The following is an 18,709-nucleotide window of genomic DNA, read 5'->3' on the forward strand; positions in this document are numbered from 1 at the left end:
CCATGGGCACACCCACGGTCAACGGCACGAATGCCGGATCAGCGGCCGGTGCCGTGCCGGTTCCCGCCGGTGAGCCGTCGACGGTGACCGTCCCGGTCACCAACACCGGCACGAGCACGGTCAGCAACGTCAGTGGCACTACCCCCAGTGGTGCGATGACCTGTTACGACAGCACGCTGACCGCCAGTGAGAGCACCATGTGCACCGGGCCGTTCACGCCGGCCGCGGACACCACCGTGGCTCCGGTCACGGTCACGGTCACCGGCACCACGGCGGACGGGGAGCAGGCCGGCACCACTGGCACCGCCTACCTCGCCCCCGCCGCACCCGCACCGGCGCCTGCTCCGGCACCGGGCTCCGGCAGCGGCGGCGACACCGGGTGTTCGTGTCACCTGACCATGGGTACGCCCACGGTCAACGGCACGAATGCCGGATCACCGGGCAACGCCGTACCGGTCACTGCCGACCAACCGTCGACCGTGACCGTCCCGGTCACCAACACCGGCACGAGCACGGTCAGCAACGTCAGTGGCACTACCCCCAGTGGTGCGATGACCTGTTACGACAGCACGCTGACCGCCAGTGAGAGCACCATGTGCACCGGGCCGTTCACGCCGGCCGCGGACACCACCGCGGCTCCGGTCACGGTCACCGGCACCACGGCGGACGGGGAGCAGGCCGGCACCACCGGTACCGCCTACCTCGCCCCCGCCGCGCCCGCACCGGCGCCTGTACCGGCGCCGGTTCCGGTTCCGGGCACCGGTGACCCGCACGGTGGCTCCGGGAACCCACCCGGAACCCACCCGGGTTCGCCCTCCGGTGGCAGCACCGGCGGAACCGGTGACACGGCCGGTCACCAGACCGGTGACACCGGGCACGGCACCGTGGGTGCCGGTCAGGGAGTGGTCATGGTGGGTGGCGGTCTCGCTTCCCATGCGGCCGGAGTGCACAGCGGTTCGGTGGAAGCGTCGCTCCACGGCGCCTCCGGCGAGCACGCCGATGCCGGATACCCGGTGCCCGCCGGTGCCGTCGAGGCCGGTGGCGGCGGAACCGCTGAGGACCAGCGGCCCGCCGTCGGCGGAATCGTCGGCGGCGGACTGGCCTTCCTGGTGATCGCCCTGCTCATGGTGACCGCGGCAGCCGCGCGCCGTCGTCACCTCCGATAGGGGGAACGGTGTGGTGTGGCCCTGCCCCGGCCACACCACACCACCCCTCCCCGTTCGACGACTGGAATGGGCCATGGCTGTCGAAACCATCTGGACCAGGCTGCTCCTGCTCGCGCTGGTCGGCCTGTCGTGGATGCTGGCGGCCGTCACGTTCTTGCCTGGCGACACCGGCTTCGCCGTGGTGAGCGCGTCTTTCGTGATCATCGTCGGCGTCGGTTGGGAAACGCTCCAGCAGGCCGGTCGGCAGCTGCGCCCAAGTCCCGGGTACGGCGCGATCATCGCGCCCGTGGCCGCGGCGGCGGCATTGGGTCTGGTGATCGGCATGACCACAACCTCGATGCAAGCACCGCCCGCGCCCGGCATGGCGGACTCACGACCGTCCCCACCGCCGGTGACGCCGACCCGGACGATCGTCGACCCCACGGTCCGCGTGACCCCGACCGCGGTGCACATCCCCAAGCTCGGCGCCGACTCGTCGCTGATCGAACTCGGCCTCGACGCGAACCGCCGCATGCGGACCCCGCCGGTGACCACCCCGATGCAGGCGGGCTGGTACGAGCCGGGACCGGCGCCGGGACAGACCGGGCCCGCGGTGATCGTCGGTCACGTCGACGGTGCGACCCGGCCCGGCATCTTCTATCGGCTGCACGAACTCGCGCCGGGAGACCGCGTCGCCGTCGAACGCGCGGACGGTTCCGTCGTCACTTTCGTGGTGCGCCGGACCATCCACGCCCCCAAAGATCGCTTCCCCACCAAGGAGGTCTACGGCCACACCGCCGGCCCGGAACTGCGACTGATCACCTGCGGCGGTTCCTTCGACCGGACCGCACGTTCCTATCGCGACAACGTCATCGTTTTCGCCCGGCTCGAAGGAGACGACGGCCACGACCGGCATGGGTGAGCACAGAAGGACGTCATCGCGCACACCCGTCATGGTTGTAAGCAGCGATCAGTCGTTCCATCACCTCGACCGGGAGTGACGGATTGGCGGCCGCGCATCCGGCCAGGCTCGGATCTTCCAGTAGTCCGGCCAGGACGTCGGCCGGCAGGTTCGGGTGCGCCGCGGCCCACCGTCGTGCGACATCGTCCCCGAGGCAGAGCAGCAAGGTTTCCCCGCGCGTGTTCACGTGTTCGGCGACCGCGCGGTAGGTCCGGCGCGCGGTGGCGTTGCGGGTCATGTGATGCAGCAGGTCCGGATCGCAGTGGGGGTTCGTCGCGAGCCTGCGGAACAGGCTCGGCCCGTGCCGCTCGGCGAGTGCCCACAGCCGGTCCGCCGACAGCGCGGGGTGCGGCGCGATTCCTTTGGCGACACGGATGTCGTCGTCCGTCACGAGCAGTTCGAAGACGTCCGCGGGCAGTGCGGTGCGCTGGGCGACCAGCATACGGACCCGTGCGGACGGTGATGCCGTGAGAAGACGCAGTTCGTCGTCCGTCGCCGTCATGACACGAGGCACCAGGTTCGGCCCGATCCGGATCGAGCAGGCCAAGTGGATGAGCACGTCCAGCGGGACGGACGGGTTGTGCGCGACGCTTCGCCGAACCTCCGCGTCTTCGTCGTTCGCCAGTCCGCGCAGGATCGACGCCGACACCACGACGGGATTGGCGGCGAGGTCCGCACGGACACCGGGGACGGGATCGGCGGCCAGCCGCTCGTGGATCTCGCCGGGCAGGTCCGGACGACCGGCGAGTGTCCACCGGACCAGCGCGTTGTCGTGGTCCAGCAACGCGATCACCTCGTCCGAAGGTGTGGCCGGAGCACCTGCCCGCGCGACGTCCGGGTCGACATCGTGCCAGGTCGTGTCAGGTGGCGTTTCCACGGGGCGAGCGGGCAGGAGCGCGCGCAGGTGACCGGGCAAAGCCGGGTTCGTCCTCAGACCGCACAGGATGTCTCGGGCTCGTTCGTCCACTCCGCACTCCGGTCGGGTCGCCGCGGTTCGCGGGTCCGCCTGGTGCGGAACAGCTCAGGATACGGCCTGATGCCGGGGCCGCGGCGGCACGGCCGGTACCGCCGCGGCCCCGGACGTCACTTCAGGTGTCGCGTGAGGAACCGGCCCGCGGCTTCCCCTTCGAACCACGGGACGCCCGTGTGCCCGCCCATGTTGGCGTGCAACGTCTTCTCCTTGGAGCCGAAGGCGTCGAACAGATCCAGCGCCTGCTGCCGGTCGTTTCCTTCGTCGTCCCACTGCAGCATGACGTGCAGTGGGATGGTGACCTGCCGGGCCTCTTCGAGGATGCCGCGCGGCACGTAACTCCCGGCGAACAGGACGGCGGCTTTGACGCGTGGCTCGACCAGCGCCAGCCGGGTGCCGATCGCGATCACCCCGCCCGAAAGCCCGACCGGGCCACCGATTCCGGGCAGTGCGAGGAGTGCGTCGAGGGTGGTCCGCCATTCCGGGACCGCCGTTTCGACCAGCGGGAGAACGAGCCGGTCGATGATGTCTTCGGTGACCGGCTCGCCGGCCTTCAGCACGCGCCGCAGATCGGCGCGGGCCTCGTCGACGACGGTGAAACGCGGCCGGTCACCGGCGCCGGGGAGCTCGATGGTGGCCGCGGCGTAGCCCTCCGCCGCGCAACCCAGGGCCCGGGCAACGAGCCTCGGGCGCATCCAGTCCAGCCCACCGGGGTGGCCCATCAGGATCAGCGGGGCCGGCGCTTCCGACTCCGGCGTCCACAGGATGCCGGGGATCTCGCCGAGGGTGAATTCGCGCTCAAGGACGCCGTCTTCGAGGCGTTTTTCGGAAGTGAAGTGCATGGTCGTGCCTTTCGGGAGTGCTCGTGAAACGGCGCTCCCGGACGACCTATCGCCCGACCGTGACCCCTGAGGGGAGCACCCATGTCGAAATGTTCACGGGTACCACCTCCTCGTTCGCTCGCACGGCCTCCGGCACGGTAACAGCGGCCGCGATCGCGCGCCAACGCTTTAACCCACCACCGAAAGCCCGTCCGCCACGACGACGCCGTCGTGCAGCACCGTGCGGTCCTTGCCGCGGTCCATCACCGCGCTCGTCGGGGTCTCGCCGTCCACCAGCACGAGGTCGGCGCGGTCCCCGACGGCCACCCCCGGCCGGTCGGCGATACCGGCCAGCCGCGGCACGTCGTGGCTCATGATCGACGCGCCGCCCATCGTGGCGACGGCCAGCGCCATCTCGATCAGGTCGTCGCGGCGGAAGCCGTTCGTGAAGGCGAGCTGCCAGGTGCGGTCGAGCAGGTCGCAGTTGCCGTACGGGCTCCAGTAGTCCCGCTGGCCGTCCTCGCCGAGGCCGACGCGCACGCCCGCGGTCGTGAGGTCCGCGAGAGACAGCTGACCGTCGGTCGACGGCGCGACGGTCGCCATCGCGATGTCCAGTTCCGCGAACGTGTCGATCAGGCGACGGCTCACCGATTCCGAGATCGAGCCCAGTTCGTACGCGTGCGACATGGTGACCTTGCCGCGCATGTCCAGCGCGCGGACCCGTTCGATCACCAGGTCGGTGGAGAACACCCCCAGGTGGCCGGGTTCGTGCAGGTGGATGTCGACCTCGACGCCGTACTTCTCGGCGAGCCCGAACACGACGTCGAGGTGCCCCTTGGGGTCCTTGTCCAGCGAGCACGGGTCGATCCCGCCGACGACCGTGGCGCCCGAGCGCAGCGAGGCCTCCAGCACGTCCACGGTGCCGGGTTCGCGCAGGATCCCGGCCTGCGGGAACGCCATGATCTCGACGTCGGCGTGCTGGGCGAAGCGTTCCTTCGCGGCGAGGACGGCGTCGAGCTTCTCAAGGCGGCAGTCGACGTCCACCTGCGCGTAGGTGCGCACGCGGGTGGTGCCGTTGGCGATCATCCGTTCCAGTGTCGCGGCGACGCGTTCGGGCAGCGGGACCTCGGCATCACGCCAGTTCTCGCGGTCGTTCAGCATCATCGCCCATACGCCGGGCGCGCCGGTGTGCGGCCGGAACGGCAGGCCGATCCGCGTCGAGTCCAGGTGGACGTGCACGTCGCTGAACGACGGGAACAGCAGCCGGCCGCGCCCGTCGACGGTGTCCGGCGCCGTCGCGGTGGCGGGATCGTGCGGCCGCACCTCGCTGATCCGGCCATCGGCCACTTCGACGTCGCTGCGCTGTCCACCCCAGGGGCGGACGTCACGGATCAACAAGGGAGCACCTTTCTCGACGAGCTCCCTTTGGTATACCAAAGTGCTATCGCTGGGGCAACGTCAGGTGCTTCACTTCGTGTGCCGGTACGGGCGCGTGTGCCCGGTTTCGGCGTTGTGCTTGGTGATGTGGTCGATCCCCATCTTCTCGAGCCTCGGGTACTCGGTCACCTTGAACACGTTGTCCTCGCGGCGGTGCGGGTAGACGTCGTGCCCCTTGCCCGGCCAGCTGGGGAAGACCACGTGCGTGTCCTTGTTGGAGTTCTTGGCGAAGGTGTCGGAGACGTAGTCCCACTTCTCCTGGACGAGCGGCTTCCTCGGGTCCTTGGGATCGTTGATCCACCCGGGCATCTTGACGTTGTTGTCCTTGAGGGTGCCTTCGAGGGTGTTGCCGCCGTTCTGCTTCGCGATCTTGGTGGCCTTCTCCTCGACGGAGCCGAGGTACTCGTCCTCTTCGCCGCGCTTGCGCTTCTTGTGTCCGCCGGACCAGAAGAAGTGCTTGTCGGCCTTCAAGATCTCGTCGAGCTTCGGCTTGAACTTCTCGAACTCCTCCTTCGACATCTTGTCGACGTTGATGGGAGGCTTCCTCGGGCTCCTGCGCGGTGGCTGGGGTTGCCCGCTGGGGCCGACCGGCTGGGGCCGCTGCTGGCTGCCGGGCCCGGTCTTGCCGCAGGTGCCGGCGAGGCCGAGCGGGTCGCCGACGAGCAGCGGCTGCTCGACATAACCGACCGGGTTCGGCGCGGCCGCGAGGCCGAGCGGGTCCTGGCTGAGGTAGCGCGAGGTCCTCGGGTCGTAGTACCGGAAAACGTTGTAGTGCAGCCCGGTTTCCTCGTCGCGGTGCTGGCCGGGGAACGCCAGCGGCATCGACGCGGTGTCCGCGCCGGGCAACGGCATACCCCAGAAACTGCTGCGGTCCTGCCAGACCAGCGTGCCGCGTTCGTCGAGCATCTCGGTCGGCGTGCCCGCGGGCGACGTGATCACGGCGCGGAACGACACGTCCTCTCCGGCGCCGGTGCGTTCGACCTGAACGACCGGGCGGTCGTCGTCGAAGCGTTCCCAGGTGAAGAGCCGGTAGGACTCGTCGGAGGGGTCGTAATCCATACGCTCGACCACGTTCATCCCGCTCCACAGGAAGCGGACGTCGTGCGTGAGTTCGGCCTCGCCGTCCTGATCGATCAGCCAGCGGCGTTTGGCGAACCGCCGCCCGAGCGGGTCGTAGTGGTACGTCCAGAGCGCGCCGTCGGGGGTGCGCACGGAGCGCAGCCGGTCGAGGTGGTCCCACGCGTAGGCGCAGGACCGATCGGCGGTGACACGCCCTCGCTCGTCGGAGTCGTAGACGCCCTCGTCGAGGGTGATGTTGCCCGCCGGGTCATGGGTGAACCGCTCGGCCCCGGCGGGCCCGCGCGCCTCGCTGACCCGGCCCGCGGCGTCGAAAGTGAGCTGCCAAGGCCGGATCGGGTCGTCGACCGCGGCGAGCCTGCCGTCCGGGCGGTAGCCGTACACGCGCGTCCCGACGCCCGCGATCTCCTCTTCGGCGAGCCGGTCTTCCGCGTCGAAGCGCCGCCGGAGCACCACGGTGCCGTCGACGCCGCGCGTGATCTCGCGTCCGGCGTCGTCGTAGCCGAATTCGATCTCGTGCCCGGCGATCCGCAGCGACCGCGGCAGTCCTGATCCGGTGAACCGCCACTCACTGTCCACACCGGACGAAGTCCGGCGCACGAGCACGTCCCCGTCGTGACGCCAGCACACCCCGAGCCCGTTGATCGTGTCCATGACGACCTGATCCCCGTCGTCGTGGACCATCTCGACCCGCGACTCGATGTTCTCGGCGACAGTCATCCTGCCGAGCGCGTCGTATTCGTACCGGGTGACGTCGTCCGGGGTACGCCGTGCCACGACGTTGCCCTGGAGGTCGTAGTCGTACTCGGTCGCGTCGCCCGTGCTGCTGGTCATGCGAAGCAGCTGCCCCGCCGCGTCGTAGGCGTAGCCGATCCGGCGGCCGTCGTAGTCGGTCTCCTCGACGAGCCGTCCCGCGGCGTCGCGGACATAGCGCCAGGTGAGGCCGTTCGGATTCGTCACCGAGGTGAGCCGCAGTTCGCCGTCGTAGGTGAACAGCGTGCGCGCGCCCGCGGCGTCGGTCTCCGCCAGGACGAGGCCGAACGGGCCGTACTCGCGGCGCCGCGCGGCACCGGTCGCGTCGCGGTGCTCGACGACGTGGCCTTCCGCGTCGTGCACCCACGTCTCGCGGCCGCCGTCCGGGCCGAGCCGCCACGCGCGGCGGCCGTCGGCCGTCCAGCCGAGCCGCGCCGCGCCACCGGACGCCGTGTACGCGAGCCGCGGGCGGCCGAACAGATCGCGGTCGCCGGGGCGATCCGTCACGGGGGCGTCGGTGAGCGGGTCGGGGGCGTCCGGGATCTCCACCGGCAGCCCGGTGCCGGTCAGGGTGGTGGCCGGGTCGAAGGCGGGGACCGTCCGCCGGACGTCGCCCGCCGACAGCCGGACGGTGCCCTCGGCGTGCGTCAGCAGCACCGTCGATCCGCCGGGACGGTGGACAGCCACCAGCTCGCCGTCTTCGTCGTATTCGTAACCGGTTTCCCGGCCGATTTCGTCCACTGTGGACAGAAGCTCGTCGCGCCGGTTCCAGGTGTAGCGCTGGGAGTTGCCCAGCGGGTCGATCCGTTCGGTCAGCTGCTTGGCGTCGTTGAGGCGGTACGTCCACGTGTGGCCGACGGCGTCGGTGTGCCTGGTCGTGCCGGGCTCGTAGGCGAACGTCGCGTTGTAGTAACCATTCGCGCCCACGGCGCGGACGCAGCGCCCGGCGTCGTCGTAGACGTAGCGGTACCAGGTGCCCGTGCGGTCCTTCCAGCCGACGAGCCGGTGCCCGAAGTCGTAGTCGAGTGTCATGGGGCGCCCGGCGTAGTCCGTGACGGTGCTCAGCTGGCCGAGCCGGTTGTACGAGAAGCGCACGAGTGGCGGCTGTCCCGGAGCGCCGAGTGCGACGATCCGCCCCTTCGCGGTGCCGATCGCGAGTTCGACGCCGTCGTCACGGCGAAGTCCCACGGGCGTGCCGTCGGCCGCGTACGCGAACTCGGTCCGTCCGCCGTTCTGCTCGATGGCCACGAGCGGCAGGATCCGGCCCGCGCCGGCGAAGCGCAGTTCGCGATCGCCCATCGACAGCCGATAGCCGTCCGCCGCGCGGCGCAGCCGGTGCCGCGGCCCCTGCGCCGGCAGCACGGGAGTACCCGCCGGAACGGGGTAGGTGAGCACCATGCCGTCCTCGGCGTAGAACAGGACGCGATCGCTCGCGAACACCAGCCGTTGGTCCATTGTGGACGTCCAAGAAGGACCGAACCAGCGGCCGGCGGTATAGGACGACAGATGCGTGCGGGAGAGCTCCAATTCTGCCACGTCGCCGGGCAACGTCACGTCGACCTGCTTCATGACGACTTCGCCGGTCGCGACGTCGACCGGGTCGCCGCAGTAGTTCTTGGCATCCGAAGACGTCGAGCGGTCGCCGTTGCCGTCCTTCTTGGTGGTGTCGTTGCTGCCGCCGCGGTCCCGGCCGCCTCCGCCGCCGGTGCCGCTGGTGTTCGTCTGGTCGTTGTCGCTCTTGGTGTCGATGCTCCTGTCGTTGGAGTTACCGCCGCCACCACCGCTGTTGTTGCCGCCTCCGGCGCTCGAACCGGTGGTGCCCTCGTCGAGCCCGCGATCGTTGCCGCCCTTGGTCTTGGGCGGCGGCGGGGCGTCGACCTTCCCGCCCTGCAGCTTCCGCAGCGCCTTGGCCGCGTCGTCGAAAAGCGAGTCGGCCCGCTTGAGCAGCGGCATCAGGCCCTTGAGCGCCTTGACGAGTTTGGTGGTGATGTCGGCGATCTTCGACGCGGTCTTGGCGACCGCGGTCACCACCTGCGGCACCACCCAGGTCAGCCCGATGCCGAGGGTGAACAGCACCTGCAGCGCCCAGCTGATGAGGTGGCCGACGAGTTCGGCGATGATGTCGCGGACGAGGGTGCGGACGGCGGCGACGACCTCGCCTGCGGTTTTGACCCCGCTGGAGGCTCCTTCGCAGCCCTTCTGCGCCGCCGTGAGGACGTTGACGGTGTCCGCCGAGCGCTCGCGGTAGCGGTCCGCGGCGTCACCGGCCCAGGTCTGCAGGTCGGCCTTGACCAGGTCGGTCAGCTCGGTGCCGACGGCGCCGAGTTCCTTGGCGATATTGGACCAGGTTTCGGCCTGCGCCTTGATCTGGTCGGCGTCGCCGGTCAGGGCGTCGAGCGCGTCGGAGAGCGGGCCGACGTGTTCGAGCAGCCAGCCGACGCCCGCGGCGAGGATCGACCCGAACGGATCCATGGCCATCGACAGCGCGTCGAGAGCCGTCCCGACGGCACCCATCGCGACGGCGGCCCAGTCGCCCTTCTCGATGCCCTCTTTGAGGTCGTTCGCCGATTCCAGCAACGGAACGCCGGAGTGCCCCTTGGTGGAGTCCTGACGTTCAGCGACCAGCGGATTCGCCATATATGCCGTCTTCCTGCCTCGGGATCCTCGCCGACTGGGCCAGCCGATTTCTACCATCGCCGCGCCCTGGTTCCCTGTGCGGGAAAGGATCTTTGTCCGCGCGCCGGGAGGACGACCCGTACGGGCAGGGTCTTGCAACTTCTGCGATGCGGAAGCTAACCTCCGCAGACTGAAAATTGCCCGGCATCGCTCGCTTCTACCGAGAGGCGGATCCATGGTGAAGAGGACGCAGGCCGGAACGGCCGCGAGCGGCAGGCCCGAGGACGAACGGCTCGGGATCGGCAAGAGTTTCACTTACGGCGTCCAGCACGTCCTGACGATGTACGGCGGGATCATCGCGCCACCCTTGATCATCGGCGGTGCCGCGGGCGTTTCGACGGCGGAGATCGGGCTGCTCGTCGCGTCGTGCCTGTTCATCGGCGGGCTGGCGACGATCCTGCAGTCGTTCGGCATCCCCTTCTTCGGCTCCCGGCTGCCGCTGGTCCAGGGCACTTCCTTCGCGGGTGTGGCGACGATGACCGCGATCGTCGCGGACGGCGGGCTGCCGGCCGTGTTCGGCTCGGTGATCGCGTCCGCGGCGCTCGGCCTGCTCATCACGCCGGTGTTCTCGCGGCTGGTGAAGTACTTCCCGCCGGTCGTCACCGGGACCGTCATCACCGTGATCGGGCTCAGCCTGATGCCGGTCGCGGCCCAGTGGGCGATGGGCAACAACACCAAATCGCCGGAATTCGGTTCGGTCTCCAACGTCGGGCTGGCCGCGATGACGCTGGCGATCGTGCTGCTGCTCAGCAAGGTCGCCGTCCCGGCGATCTCCCGGCTCTCGATCCTCCTGTCGATCGTGGTGGGCACCGTACTGGCCGCCGTGCTGGGCAAGGCCGATTTCTCCAAGGTTTGGGACGGCCCGATCTTCGCGGTACCGACCCCGTTCGCCTTCGGCGTGCCGACCTTCGACGTCGCCGCGATCGTGTCGATGTTCATCGTCGTGCTGGTGACCCTCACGGAGACCACGGCCGACATCCTCGCGGTGGGGGAGATCGTCGACACGCGCGTCGGCAAACGCCGGATCGGCGACGGGCTGCGCGCCGACATGGCGTCGTCGGCGATCGCGCCGGTGTTCAACGGGTTCATGCAGAGCGCGTTCGCGCAGAACGTCGGCCTCGTCGCGATCACCGGGATCAGGAGCCGGTTCGTGGTGACCGCGGGCGGCGTGATCCTGCTGATCCTCGGCATGCTCCCGGTGCTCGGCCGGGTGGTGGCCGCGATCCCGTATCCGGTGCTGGGCGGTGCCGGTCTCGTACTGTTCGGGACGGTCGCGGCGTCCGGTATCAAGACTCTGTCCAAAGTGGACTACAACGGGAACATGAACCTGGTGATCGTCGCGGCGTCGGTCGGGATGGGCATGATCCCGATCGCGGCGCCGGAGTTCTATCACCACTTCCCGGCGTGGGTCGGCACGATCTTCCACTCGGGGATCAGCTCCGCCGCGCTCACGGCCGTCGTGCTGAACCTGTTGTTCAACCACCTGAGGCCCGCCAAGGCGGGCAGCGACCCGTCGGTGTTCGCGACGGCGACCAGGGTGATCGACTACTCCGACCTGAAAGCCTTCTCCCGCCTCAAGAACGGCGACAAGATCGTCGACGGCAAGATCGTGGACGCCGACGGCAAACCGGTCGAGGTGCGGGACGAGGACGGCAGGCCTGTGCCGTACCGGATCGGCTCCGAGCCCGACGCACACGGGTGAGTGAACAACCTTCCCGGCGGCCGGAACGTCCCCTTCGTATGGACTTGAAGCACGTGGTTCGCCGGATCGTCGCCCTGTCGGCCGTCCTCGGTGCCGCGACGGTGGCCGTCGCCGCACCCGCGGCCGCGGCCGGCGACCAGGTCGTCACCGTGGTGAGCGAGGACGGCCGGGCGGCGGCGCTGGCCCATTGGACGCCGGAGCGGATGCGGCAATGGGTGGGCGACGAGAACCTGCCACCCGCCGAGAAGATCGGCCGCGTCTGGGAAGGGCCGGTCCCGCCCGGCGTCGGGCGGCTGTTCTTCACCGCCGAGCCCGGCGTCGACGGATCCTGCACGGCGACGGTGGTTCCCAGTGCCAGCAAGGACGTCGTGTTCACCGCCGGGCACTGTGTGAACGGCGGACTGGACCGGTTCGACCGGCCGATCAAGATCGTCAACGTCGTGTTCGTTCCTGGCTACGACCACGGCGCCGCGCCGCACGGGGTGTTCGCGGCGCGGTCTTTCGCCTGGTCCAGTACGTACTCGGGGCCGACGAGCGGGTCGGACGACGACGCGGTGATCGCGCTGGACCCGGTCGGTGGGCGCCACGTCGCGGACGTCGCGGGCACCCAGGACATCTCGTTCGAAGAGCTACCGTCCACTGTGGACACGACAATGTTCGGCTATCCCGTTTCGCGAGCGGCAGGCGGCGAGGCGTTGTTCTCCTGTGCCCGGCCCGCCACCCGCGAGGCGAATTCGGTCGTCACGACGTGGAACACGGATTGCGATCTGGCGGGCGGCTCCAGTGGCGGTCCGTGGCTGCGGAACCTCGATCCCGTCAGTGGCAAGGGCACGATCTTCAGTGTCACGAGCCGGGGGACGATGACCGAGGACGGCGTGACCACGGACCTGAGCGGCGCCGCTTTCACCGAGCCGGTGCGGAAGTTGTACGAGCGGGCAGGCGAACTCTGAACTATCCGCGTTCGGCGCGCCGCCGGGCGAGTTCGCCGACCACGCGTTGCCACGCCGGTGAAGCCTCGGAAACACGGGAAACCACCAGCTCGCCGTACCCCGGCCGGCCGCCCCGCCGCTCGTGTTCGACCGCCCAGGCGTCCAGATCTTCGATGAGCGTGTCCAGGCGCGGATCGCGCGGATCCCAGCCGACGGCCTGATCGCAGGCGAGATACACGCGGAGCGTCCCGGGATCGTCGAAGGCGGCGTTCTTCTCCCGCAACCGTTCCGGCACGGCGCGGGGATCCAGTGCCCGCATCAGGATCCACGCGTCGCGTTCGAGCAGCACCCGCTGTTCGCTGACGCCGAGGCCGCGCATCCGCTCCAGGAGGGCGACCACGTCGGGCGGCAGGACGAGCCGCTCGCCGCCGGTCAGTTCGGCGATCCGGAGGCGGTTTTCGGCGAGCCGGTCGATCTTGCGCTGTAGTTCGGCGTCGATATCGGTGATGGCGGCGGCGAACTCGGCGGGTTCCGCGTGCAGCAGCGCGTCGACGCGGGCCAACGGGACCCCGGCGTCGGCGAGGGTCCTGATCCGGATGAGGTCCACCGCCGCTTGCGCGCTGTAGCGGCGGTAACCGGAGGCGTCGCGTTCGGGCTCGGCCAGCAGGCCGATGTGGTGGTAGTGGCGGACGGTGCGCACGGTCACGCCGGCGGTCGCCGCGAGCTGGCCGATCGTGAGCACCCGTCCTCCTCTTCCCGGCCGAGTCTAGTGTCCCGAGTCGTTAGTCCGCGTCTTAAGTTGTTCTGGTTTCGGGGTGGCTGAAGGGGACTTTCACCGCATGTGACGCGGGTACAGCGTCCTTCATCGCGTGAGATGAGCGGCCCGTGCCATGAATGTCCACAAGAGACGGTCTTCAGCGGCCGAATGCCCGGTTGATGCCGACTTACGACGCGAACTTCTGACTCAGGACACTAGTGAGGCCCAACGTTTGGGCGTGCGTCGCGAAAGCCACTTTCGCGACGTGTGATGTCCCGAAAGTGGCTTTCGCGACACGGTCGCGCGGCCGCCAGCTGACCGCCCACCGTGACCCCGACACGTTCGTCCTACCCCGCGGACGACCCGTCGATGACGTCGCGGATCGCCTGGACCACCGCGTCGGGACGATCGAAGCAGAGCCGGTGGTGCAGCGTGTCGGTGAGGACGCGCTGCTCCCCGCGGGAGAACCCGCCGATCCTGGCCGCGTCCATCTTCGTCTTCGCCTCGTCGATCTCCTGCGGCGGATGCGCGACGACGGTGAGCGCGATCGCCGGGACGTCGGGCAGCTCCGGCCCGGCCCGCAGTTCGGTGGCGAGCGCGACCAGCCCGGTGCGCTCCGCGGCGCCGGCGCGGAGCCATTCGTCGCTCACCTTGGCCTCGACGAGTGCTTCTCGCACGTCTTCCGGATAGCCCTCGCGCAGCTCGGCGTACATCGTGCGAAGGGCGGCGCGATCCGGATCGGGCGACGGCCGCCCGGCCGCGGAGAGGCTCGCGGTGGACGGCATGAAGTCGTCCCAGTCGGGATGAAGGGCGTCCAGGAAGACCAGTCCGGCCACCTCGCGCGGGTAGAGCTGCGCGAACCGGTGCGCGTAGAGGCCGCCGAGTGAGTGCGCCGCCAGTACGTACGGGGCCGGGATGTCCAGGACGGCCAGGAGATCGTGCAGTTCCGTCGCGACCGCCGCGGCGTCGCGGGGCAGGGGGAGCGCGTCGCTGTAGCCCGTCCCGCCGCGGTCGTACACCACGGCGGTGGTGAATCGCGAAATCTCCTGCTGGACGCCGAAGTAGTCGAGGCCGACCGCACCGGCGCCCGGCAAGAACACGACGGCGGGCCCGCCGTCACCCGACCGGTACGCGAAAAGGCGGCGGCCGTCGATCTCCTGGAATCCTCCGATAGGGGGTGTGTTCGTCATAGGGCAAGCCTCCGACCCTGACGCAGGGTCAAGGTCAAGCCTGGGCGCGAAGGCCGTCGACGAGGATCGACAGCAACCGCGGCCCGCGCGCGTCGAGTTCGGCGTCGTCCAGCCGGGACAGCCAGCTGATGAGCACGATGACGTCCCGGGCCTCGGCGTCGGCGCGGACGCTGCCGTCCGAGCGGCCGGCGGCCAGCAGCAGCTCCAGCGCTTCGCCGATCGGGCCGAGGCTGTGGGCGGCGAGGTCGCGCCACGTCGCCGCCTCGACGGCCGCGAACACGTCGCGTTTCACCCTCGCGTACGCGGCCACCCGGTCGAACCACGCGGCCAGGGCGTCCAGCGGCCGGTGCTCGGCCAGTAGCAGCGGAGCGGCGGCGACCAGATCTTCCACATCGCGGCGGTACACCTCGGCGAGGAGGTCCTCACGGGTCGGGAAGTGCCGGTAGAGGGTGCCCTGTCCGATGCCGCAGGCCTTCGCGACGGCGTTGAGTTTCAGTTCCCCCGGTTCGTGCACGAGGGCACGAGCCGCCTGGAGGATCCGCTCTCGATTGCGCTGGGCATCCGCGCGGCGAGGACCGCTCTCGGCGGAAGCGGACACGTGTCCGCTAAGCTGGTCGGGGTAACCGGACATGTGTCCACTCTATCCGGAGGATGCTCATGACCCTTTCCGGCAAGGTCGTCGCCATCACCGGCGCCAGCAGCGGAATCGGGGAGGCGACCGCTCGTCACCTCGCCTCGCTCGGCGCGCCCGTCGTGCTGGGAGCCCGCCGCGCCGATCGGCTGGCCGGGCTGGTCGCCGAGATCGAGGCCGGCGGCGGGCAGGCGGCCGCCACGCGGGTGGACGTCACCGATCCCGGCGACCTCAAGACCCTGGTCGACGTCGCTGTCGAGCGCTTCGGCCGCCTGGACGTCTTCGTGGGCAACGCCGGTATCGCCGAGCTCGGCCCGCTCGCCGATCTCGACGTCGACGGCTGGTCCGCGATGGTCGACGTGAACCTGAAGGGGGTCCTGCACGGGATCGCCGCGGCCCTGCCGGTGTTCCAAAGGCAGGGCAGCGGTCACTTCGTCACCGTCGTTTCGACGGCCGGCCTGCGGATCGTCCCCACCCAGGCGGTGTACGCCGGGACCAAGAACGCGGTCCGCACCCTGATGGAGGGCCTCCGCCAGGAGCACACCGACGGTGGCCTGCGGACGACGTCGATCTCGCCGGGCTACGTCCGCACCGAGCTCTCCGGTCACGCCGAGCTCGGGATCGACCCCACGGCGGTCGCCAGGGCGATCGCCTTCGCGATCGAGCAGCCCGACGACGTCGAAATCGGCGATCTGACGATCCGGCCGACTCGCCAAGGTTGATGTTGACCTGGGGAAATGACCCGGTTTGGGACGGCAGCGTGTGCGAACGGGCAAGACCTGCGACAATGGACGGCGAGATCGGGGCATCGAATGGGCTCAGACTCGCTATGAAGAGCAGGTAAAAAAGTATGGCTCAGGGCAGCGTTAAGTGGTTCAACGGCGAAAAGGGCTTCGGCTTCATCGCTCAGGACGACGGCGGACCGGACGTTTTCGTGCACTACTCGGAGATTCAGGGCACCGGCTTCAAGTCCCTGGACGAGGGGCAGCGCGTCGAGTTCGAGATCGGCCAAGGTCAGAAGGGCCCGCAGGCCCAGCGCGTCGTCGCCATCTGACTTTCTTCACCCCGAAGGCCTCCATCCGTACCGGGTGGGGGCCTTCGGGCGTTTCGGGTACCGATATCGTCGAAGCATGCTTGTGATCGTTCGTGAGCACCCGTGCGGCCGGACACGGTGAGCCGCTCCGCCCTGGAGCCCGAGCAGGTCGGGCGGAAGGTGCGGTTGCGCGAGGTCGGCCTCCGGGACCGCCGGGTCCTGATGGGCTTCGACCGTGACATGGCCCGCGAGGCGACGCCGCTGATCGGCGGCGGTCACCGGCATTGGGCTTCGCACCGTTCGGGGTCCGCGGGCGACGACATCCACTTCGGCATCGAGACGGTGCGCGGCCGGATGCTGGTCGGCTCGGTCTGCACCATCGGCGCCGACCCGGCGACCGGCCGGTTCGGCTACGGCATCGGGATCGCCCCGCGCCACCAGCGCTGCGGCTACGCCACGGACGCCATCACCGTCCTGCTGGCGCATATGTTCGGGCAGCGCGGCTTCCGCAAATGCGAGGTCAGCGTGTACGGCGGGAATCTCGCGTCACTCTCGCTGCACGGCGGCCTCGGCTTCCGCGAGGAAGGCAGGCTGGCCGACACCGAGGTGGTGCGCGGCGAGATCAAGTACCTGGTGCGGATGGGCATCACGGCCGAGGAATTCGCCGCACGGCCCCTGGACGCCCTCGGCGACCTCGGCAGGCGTGGCCAGCACCGGCGGCCCCGTCGCGGCAAGCACTGGCGGGCGCCCGCCGCGATCAGCGGCTGATCATCCCGGATTCGTAGGCGAACACGACCGCCTGGACACGGTCGCGGAGGCCGAGTTTGGTGAGGATTCGGCCGACGTGCGTCTTCACCGTCCCGGGTGAGAGGAACAGCAGTTCGGCGATCTCGGCGTTGGACAGGCCCCTGGCCAGGTGCTGCAGCACCTCGTGTTCGCGTCCGGTGAGCAGGGCGAGCCGGTCGTCCGGCGGTGCCGCGGGCAGGCCGGTGACGACGCGGTCGAGCAGCCGCCGGGTGACGGTGGGCGCGAGGGTGGCCTCCCCGGAGGCGACCACCCGGACGCCGGAGAGCAGATCCGGTGCCAGCGCGTCCTTGAGCAGGAAGCCGCTGGCCCCGGCCTGGAGCGCGGCGTAGACGTATTCGTCCAGGTCGAACGTGGTCAGCACCAGGACACGGGCACGGTGGGCCGCAGCGATCGCGGCGGTGGCCTCGACGCCGTCCATCTCGGGCATCCGGATGTCCATGAGCACCACGTCCGGGTCGAGCTCCGCCACCAGCGTGACGGCCTCCGCGCCGTCGCCCGCCTCGCCGACGACGGCGATGTCGTCCGCGTTGTCCAGGATCATCCGCAGGCCGGTGCGCACGAGCGACTGGTCGTCGGCGATGACCACCCGGATCGTCATGACGGCAGGGTCGCGCGGACGGCGAAGCCGCGCTCCGGACGCGGTCCGGCGTCGAAGGTGCCGCCCAGTACGTTCACCCGTTCCCGCATTCCTTCGAGGCCGTGCCCGGAGCCGGACGGCGCTTCCGTCGCGATGCCGTCGTCGGTCACTTCGATCTCCAGCGTCTCGGGCCCATACCGCATCACGATAGTCACCGACGCCGCCGGACCGGCGTGTTTCAGCACGTTCGTCAGCGCTTCCTGCACGATCCGGTACGCCGCGAGGTCCACTGTGGACGGAAGCGGCCGGGGTTCCCCTTCGACCAGGAACTTGACCGGCGTACCCGCGGAACGGATGTCGGCGACCAACCGCGGCAGGCGTTCCGCGCCCGGCTGGGGCTCCCAATCCGGCTCGTCCTGGCCGAGCGCGCCGAGCAGGCGCCGGATCTCGCTCAACGCGGTCCGTCCGGTGCCGACGATGGCGTCCAGCGCCTCCCGCGTGCGTTCCGGCCGCCGCTCCAGTTCGGCTTGGGCACCCTGTGCCTGCAACACCACCACCGAAAGCGCGTGCGCGACGACGTCGTGCAGTTCTCGGCTGATGCGGCCGCGTTCGGCGGCCACGGCCAGCGCCGCCTGGGTGTCCCGTTCGCGTTCGAGGTCGGCGGCCCGCTGTTCCAGCACCGAAAGGCGGATCCGGCGCTGCCGCGTGTTCAGCCCGGCGAGCCACGCCACCGCGAGCGACAACCCGACACCGGCGAAACCGCCCCAGTCCTGCACCTGGTCGTCCTCGGGCCCGGGAGGCGCCAGCGGATCGATGACGATGATCCGCGGCGGCACCGGAGCCGGTTCCCGCGTGTTCGCGTCGGCGGCGTGGATCATCCAGGCTCCGGCGACCAGCAGGCTCGCCGCCAGCAGGGCGAACGAAAGCCGCCGAGATCCCCAAGCCGCGACGGAGAAGAGGCCGACCAACGCCACGACGTCGACCGGCCGGAGATCGTTGCCCATGGCCAGATGCAGGAGCGAGACGACCGCACCCGTCACGAAGGTGATCGCGGGATTGCGGTGCCGGACGAGCAGGGAAGCCAAGGCCACCAAGGAGGTCAGCCACCATCCGAAGCCCTCCGGATCGTCGGCGGAGACCACAGTGGACAGTCCGATGAGCACGGTCAGCCCGATGTCCACGGCTTTCGGGTGGTTCCTGAGGTAGGAGAGCACCGGCCGAGCGTAATCCCGGGTCGGGGCCG

Annotated in this window: 16 protein-coding genes; 7 read left to right on the forward strand and 9 right to left on the reverse strand. The window is 69.8% G+C overall.

Annotated elements, in window-relative coordinates:
• Positions 1-2: 2 nt before the first annotated feature.
• Positions 3-1,166 (forward strand): hypothetical protein, encoded by a 1,164-nt coding sequence (locus tag ACIBTM_RS15085; protein ID WP_395877077.1) that lies wholly within the window; start codon positions 3-5, stop codon positions 1,164-1,166.
• Between the two features lie 73 nt (positions 1,167-1,239).
• Positions 1,240-2,067, forward strand: coding sequence for a class F sortase (locus tag ACIBTM_RS15090; RefSeq protein ID WP_395877078.1), 828 nt, complete (start codon positions 1,240-1,242; stop codon positions 2,065-2,067).
• A 13-nt stretch (positions 2,068-2,080) separates the two neighbouring features.
• Here the strand turns inward: ACIBTM_RS15090 and ACIBTM_RS15095 are convergent, their stop codons facing one another.
• The 4 genes from ACIBTM_RS15095 to ACIBTM_RS15110 all read right to left on the reverse strand — a co-directional run bounded on the left by ACIBTM_RS15095 (position 2,081) and on the right by ACIBTM_RS15110 (position 9,801).
• A complete protein-coding gene (locus ACIBTM_RS15095) occupies positions 2,081-3,073 on the reverse strand; it encodes a hypothetical protein (RefSeq protein WP_395877079.1) in 993 nt (330 codons plus the stop codon).
• Positions 3,074-3,189: 116 nt separating this feature from the next.
• Entirely contained in the window at positions 3,190-3,918 is a 729-nt protein-coding gene (locus ACIBTM_RS15100; RefSeq protein WP_395877080.1) for a dienelactone hydrolase family protein, read from the reverse strand.
• Positions 3,919-4,086: 168 nt separating this feature from the next.
• A complete protein-coding gene (locus tag ACIBTM_RS15105) occupies positions 4,087-5,295 on the reverse strand; it encodes an amidohydrolase family protein (protein WP_395877081.1) in 1,209 nt (402 codons plus the stop codon).
• 69 nt (positions 5,296-5,364) lie between these two features.
• On the reverse strand, positions 5,365-9,801 hold the full coding sequence (locus ACIBTM_RS15110) for a DUF6531 domain-containing protein (RefSeq protein WP_395877082.1): 4,437 nt from the start codon (positions 9,799-9,801) through the stop codon (positions 5,365-5,367).
• A 214-nt stretch (positions 9,802-10,015) separates the two neighbouring features.
• On the opposite strand from ACIBTM_RS15110, the gene ACIBTM_RS15115 reads away from it, so the two are divergent.
• The gene (locus ACIBTM_RS15115) at positions 10,016-11,542 is read left to right on the forward strand and encodes a nucleobase:cation symporter-2 family protein (protein ID WP_395877083.1); all 1,527 of its coding nucleotides are present in this window, start codon (positions 10,016-10,018) and stop codon (positions 11,540-11,542) included.
• 38 nt (positions 11,543-11,580) lie between these two features.
• Positions 11,581-12,492 (forward strand): trypsin-like serine peptidase, encoded by a 912-nt coding sequence (locus ACIBTM_RS15120; RefSeq protein WP_395877084.1) that lies wholly within the window; start codon positions 11,581-11,583, stop codon positions 12,490-12,492.
• Position 12,493: 1 nt separating this feature from the next.
• Here ACIBTM_RS15120 and ACIBTM_RS15125 read toward each other — a convergent pair whose 3' ends face one another.
• The 3 genes from ACIBTM_RS15125 to ACIBTM_RS15135 form a co-directional block, all read right to left on the reverse strand.
• The gene (locus ACIBTM_RS15125) at positions 12,494-13,213 is read right to left on the reverse strand and encodes a MerR family transcriptional regulator (protein WP_395877085.1); all 720 of its coding nucleotides are present in this window, start codon (positions 13,211-13,213) and stop codon (positions 12,494-12,496) included.
• Positions 13,214-13,575: 362 nt separating this feature from the next.
• Positions 13,576-14,418 (reverse strand): alpha/beta fold hydrolase, encoded by an 843-nt coding sequence (locus ACIBTM_RS15130; RefSeq protein WP_395877086.1) that lies wholly within the window; start codon positions 14,416-14,418, stop codon positions 13,576-13,578.
• A 34-nt stretch (positions 14,419-14,452) separates the two neighbouring features.
• Positions 14,453-15,049, reverse strand: a complete 597-nt coding sequence (locus ACIBTM_RS15135) for a TetR/AcrR family transcriptional regulator (RefSeq protein WP_395877087.1) — start codon at positions 15,047-15,049, stop codon at positions 14,453-14,455.
• Between the two features lie 26 nt (positions 15,050-15,075).
• On the opposite strand from ACIBTM_RS15135, the gene ACIBTM_RS15140 reads away from it, so the two are divergent.
• The 3 genes from ACIBTM_RS15140 to ACIBTM_RS15150 all read left to right on the forward strand — a co-directional run bounded on the left by ACIBTM_RS15140 (position 15,076) and on the right by ACIBTM_RS15150 (position 16,850).
• A complete protein-coding gene (locus ACIBTM_RS15140; RefSeq protein WP_395877088.1) occupies positions 15,076-15,771 on the forward strand; it encodes an SDR family oxidoreductase in 696 nt (231 codons plus the stop codon).
• Between the two features lie 128 nt (positions 15,772-15,899).
• On the forward strand, positions 15,900-16,103 hold the full coding sequence (locus tag ACIBTM_RS15145) for a cold-shock protein (protein WP_016330817.1): 204 nt from the start codon (positions 15,900-15,902) through the stop codon (positions 16,101-16,103).
• Between the two features lie 102 nt (positions 16,104-16,205).
• Positions 16,206-16,850, forward strand: a complete 645-nt coding sequence (locus ACIBTM_RS15150; protein ID WP_395877089.1) for a GNAT family N-acetyltransferase — start codon at positions 16,206-16,208, stop codon at positions 16,848-16,850.
• On the opposite strand, the gene ACIBTM_RS15155 is transcribed toward ACIBTM_RS15150, so the two are convergent.
• Positions 16,840-17,487 (reverse strand): response regulator, encoded by a 648-nt coding sequence (locus ACIBTM_RS15155; RefSeq protein ID WP_395877090.1) that lies wholly within the window; start codon positions 17,485-17,487, stop codon positions 16,840-16,842. The two genes, ACIBTM_RS15150 and ACIBTM_RS15155, sit on opposite strands and share 11 nt — an antisense overlap.
• Complete coding sequence (locus tag ACIBTM_RS15160; protein WP_395877091.1) at positions 17,484-18,680, reverse strand: sensor histidine kinase; 1,197 nt, start codon at positions 18,678-18,680, stop codon at positions 17,484-17,486. Before ACIBTM_RS15160 ends, ACIBTM_RS15155 begins: the two co-directional genes overlap by 4 nt.
• Positions 18,681-18,709 lie beyond the last annotated feature (29 nt).

The sequence above is a fragment of the Amycolatopsis sp. NPDC049868 genome, assembly GCF_044461365.1.
GTDB lineage: Bacteria > Actinomycetota > Actinomycetes > Mycobacteriales > Pseudonocardiaceae > Amycolatopsis.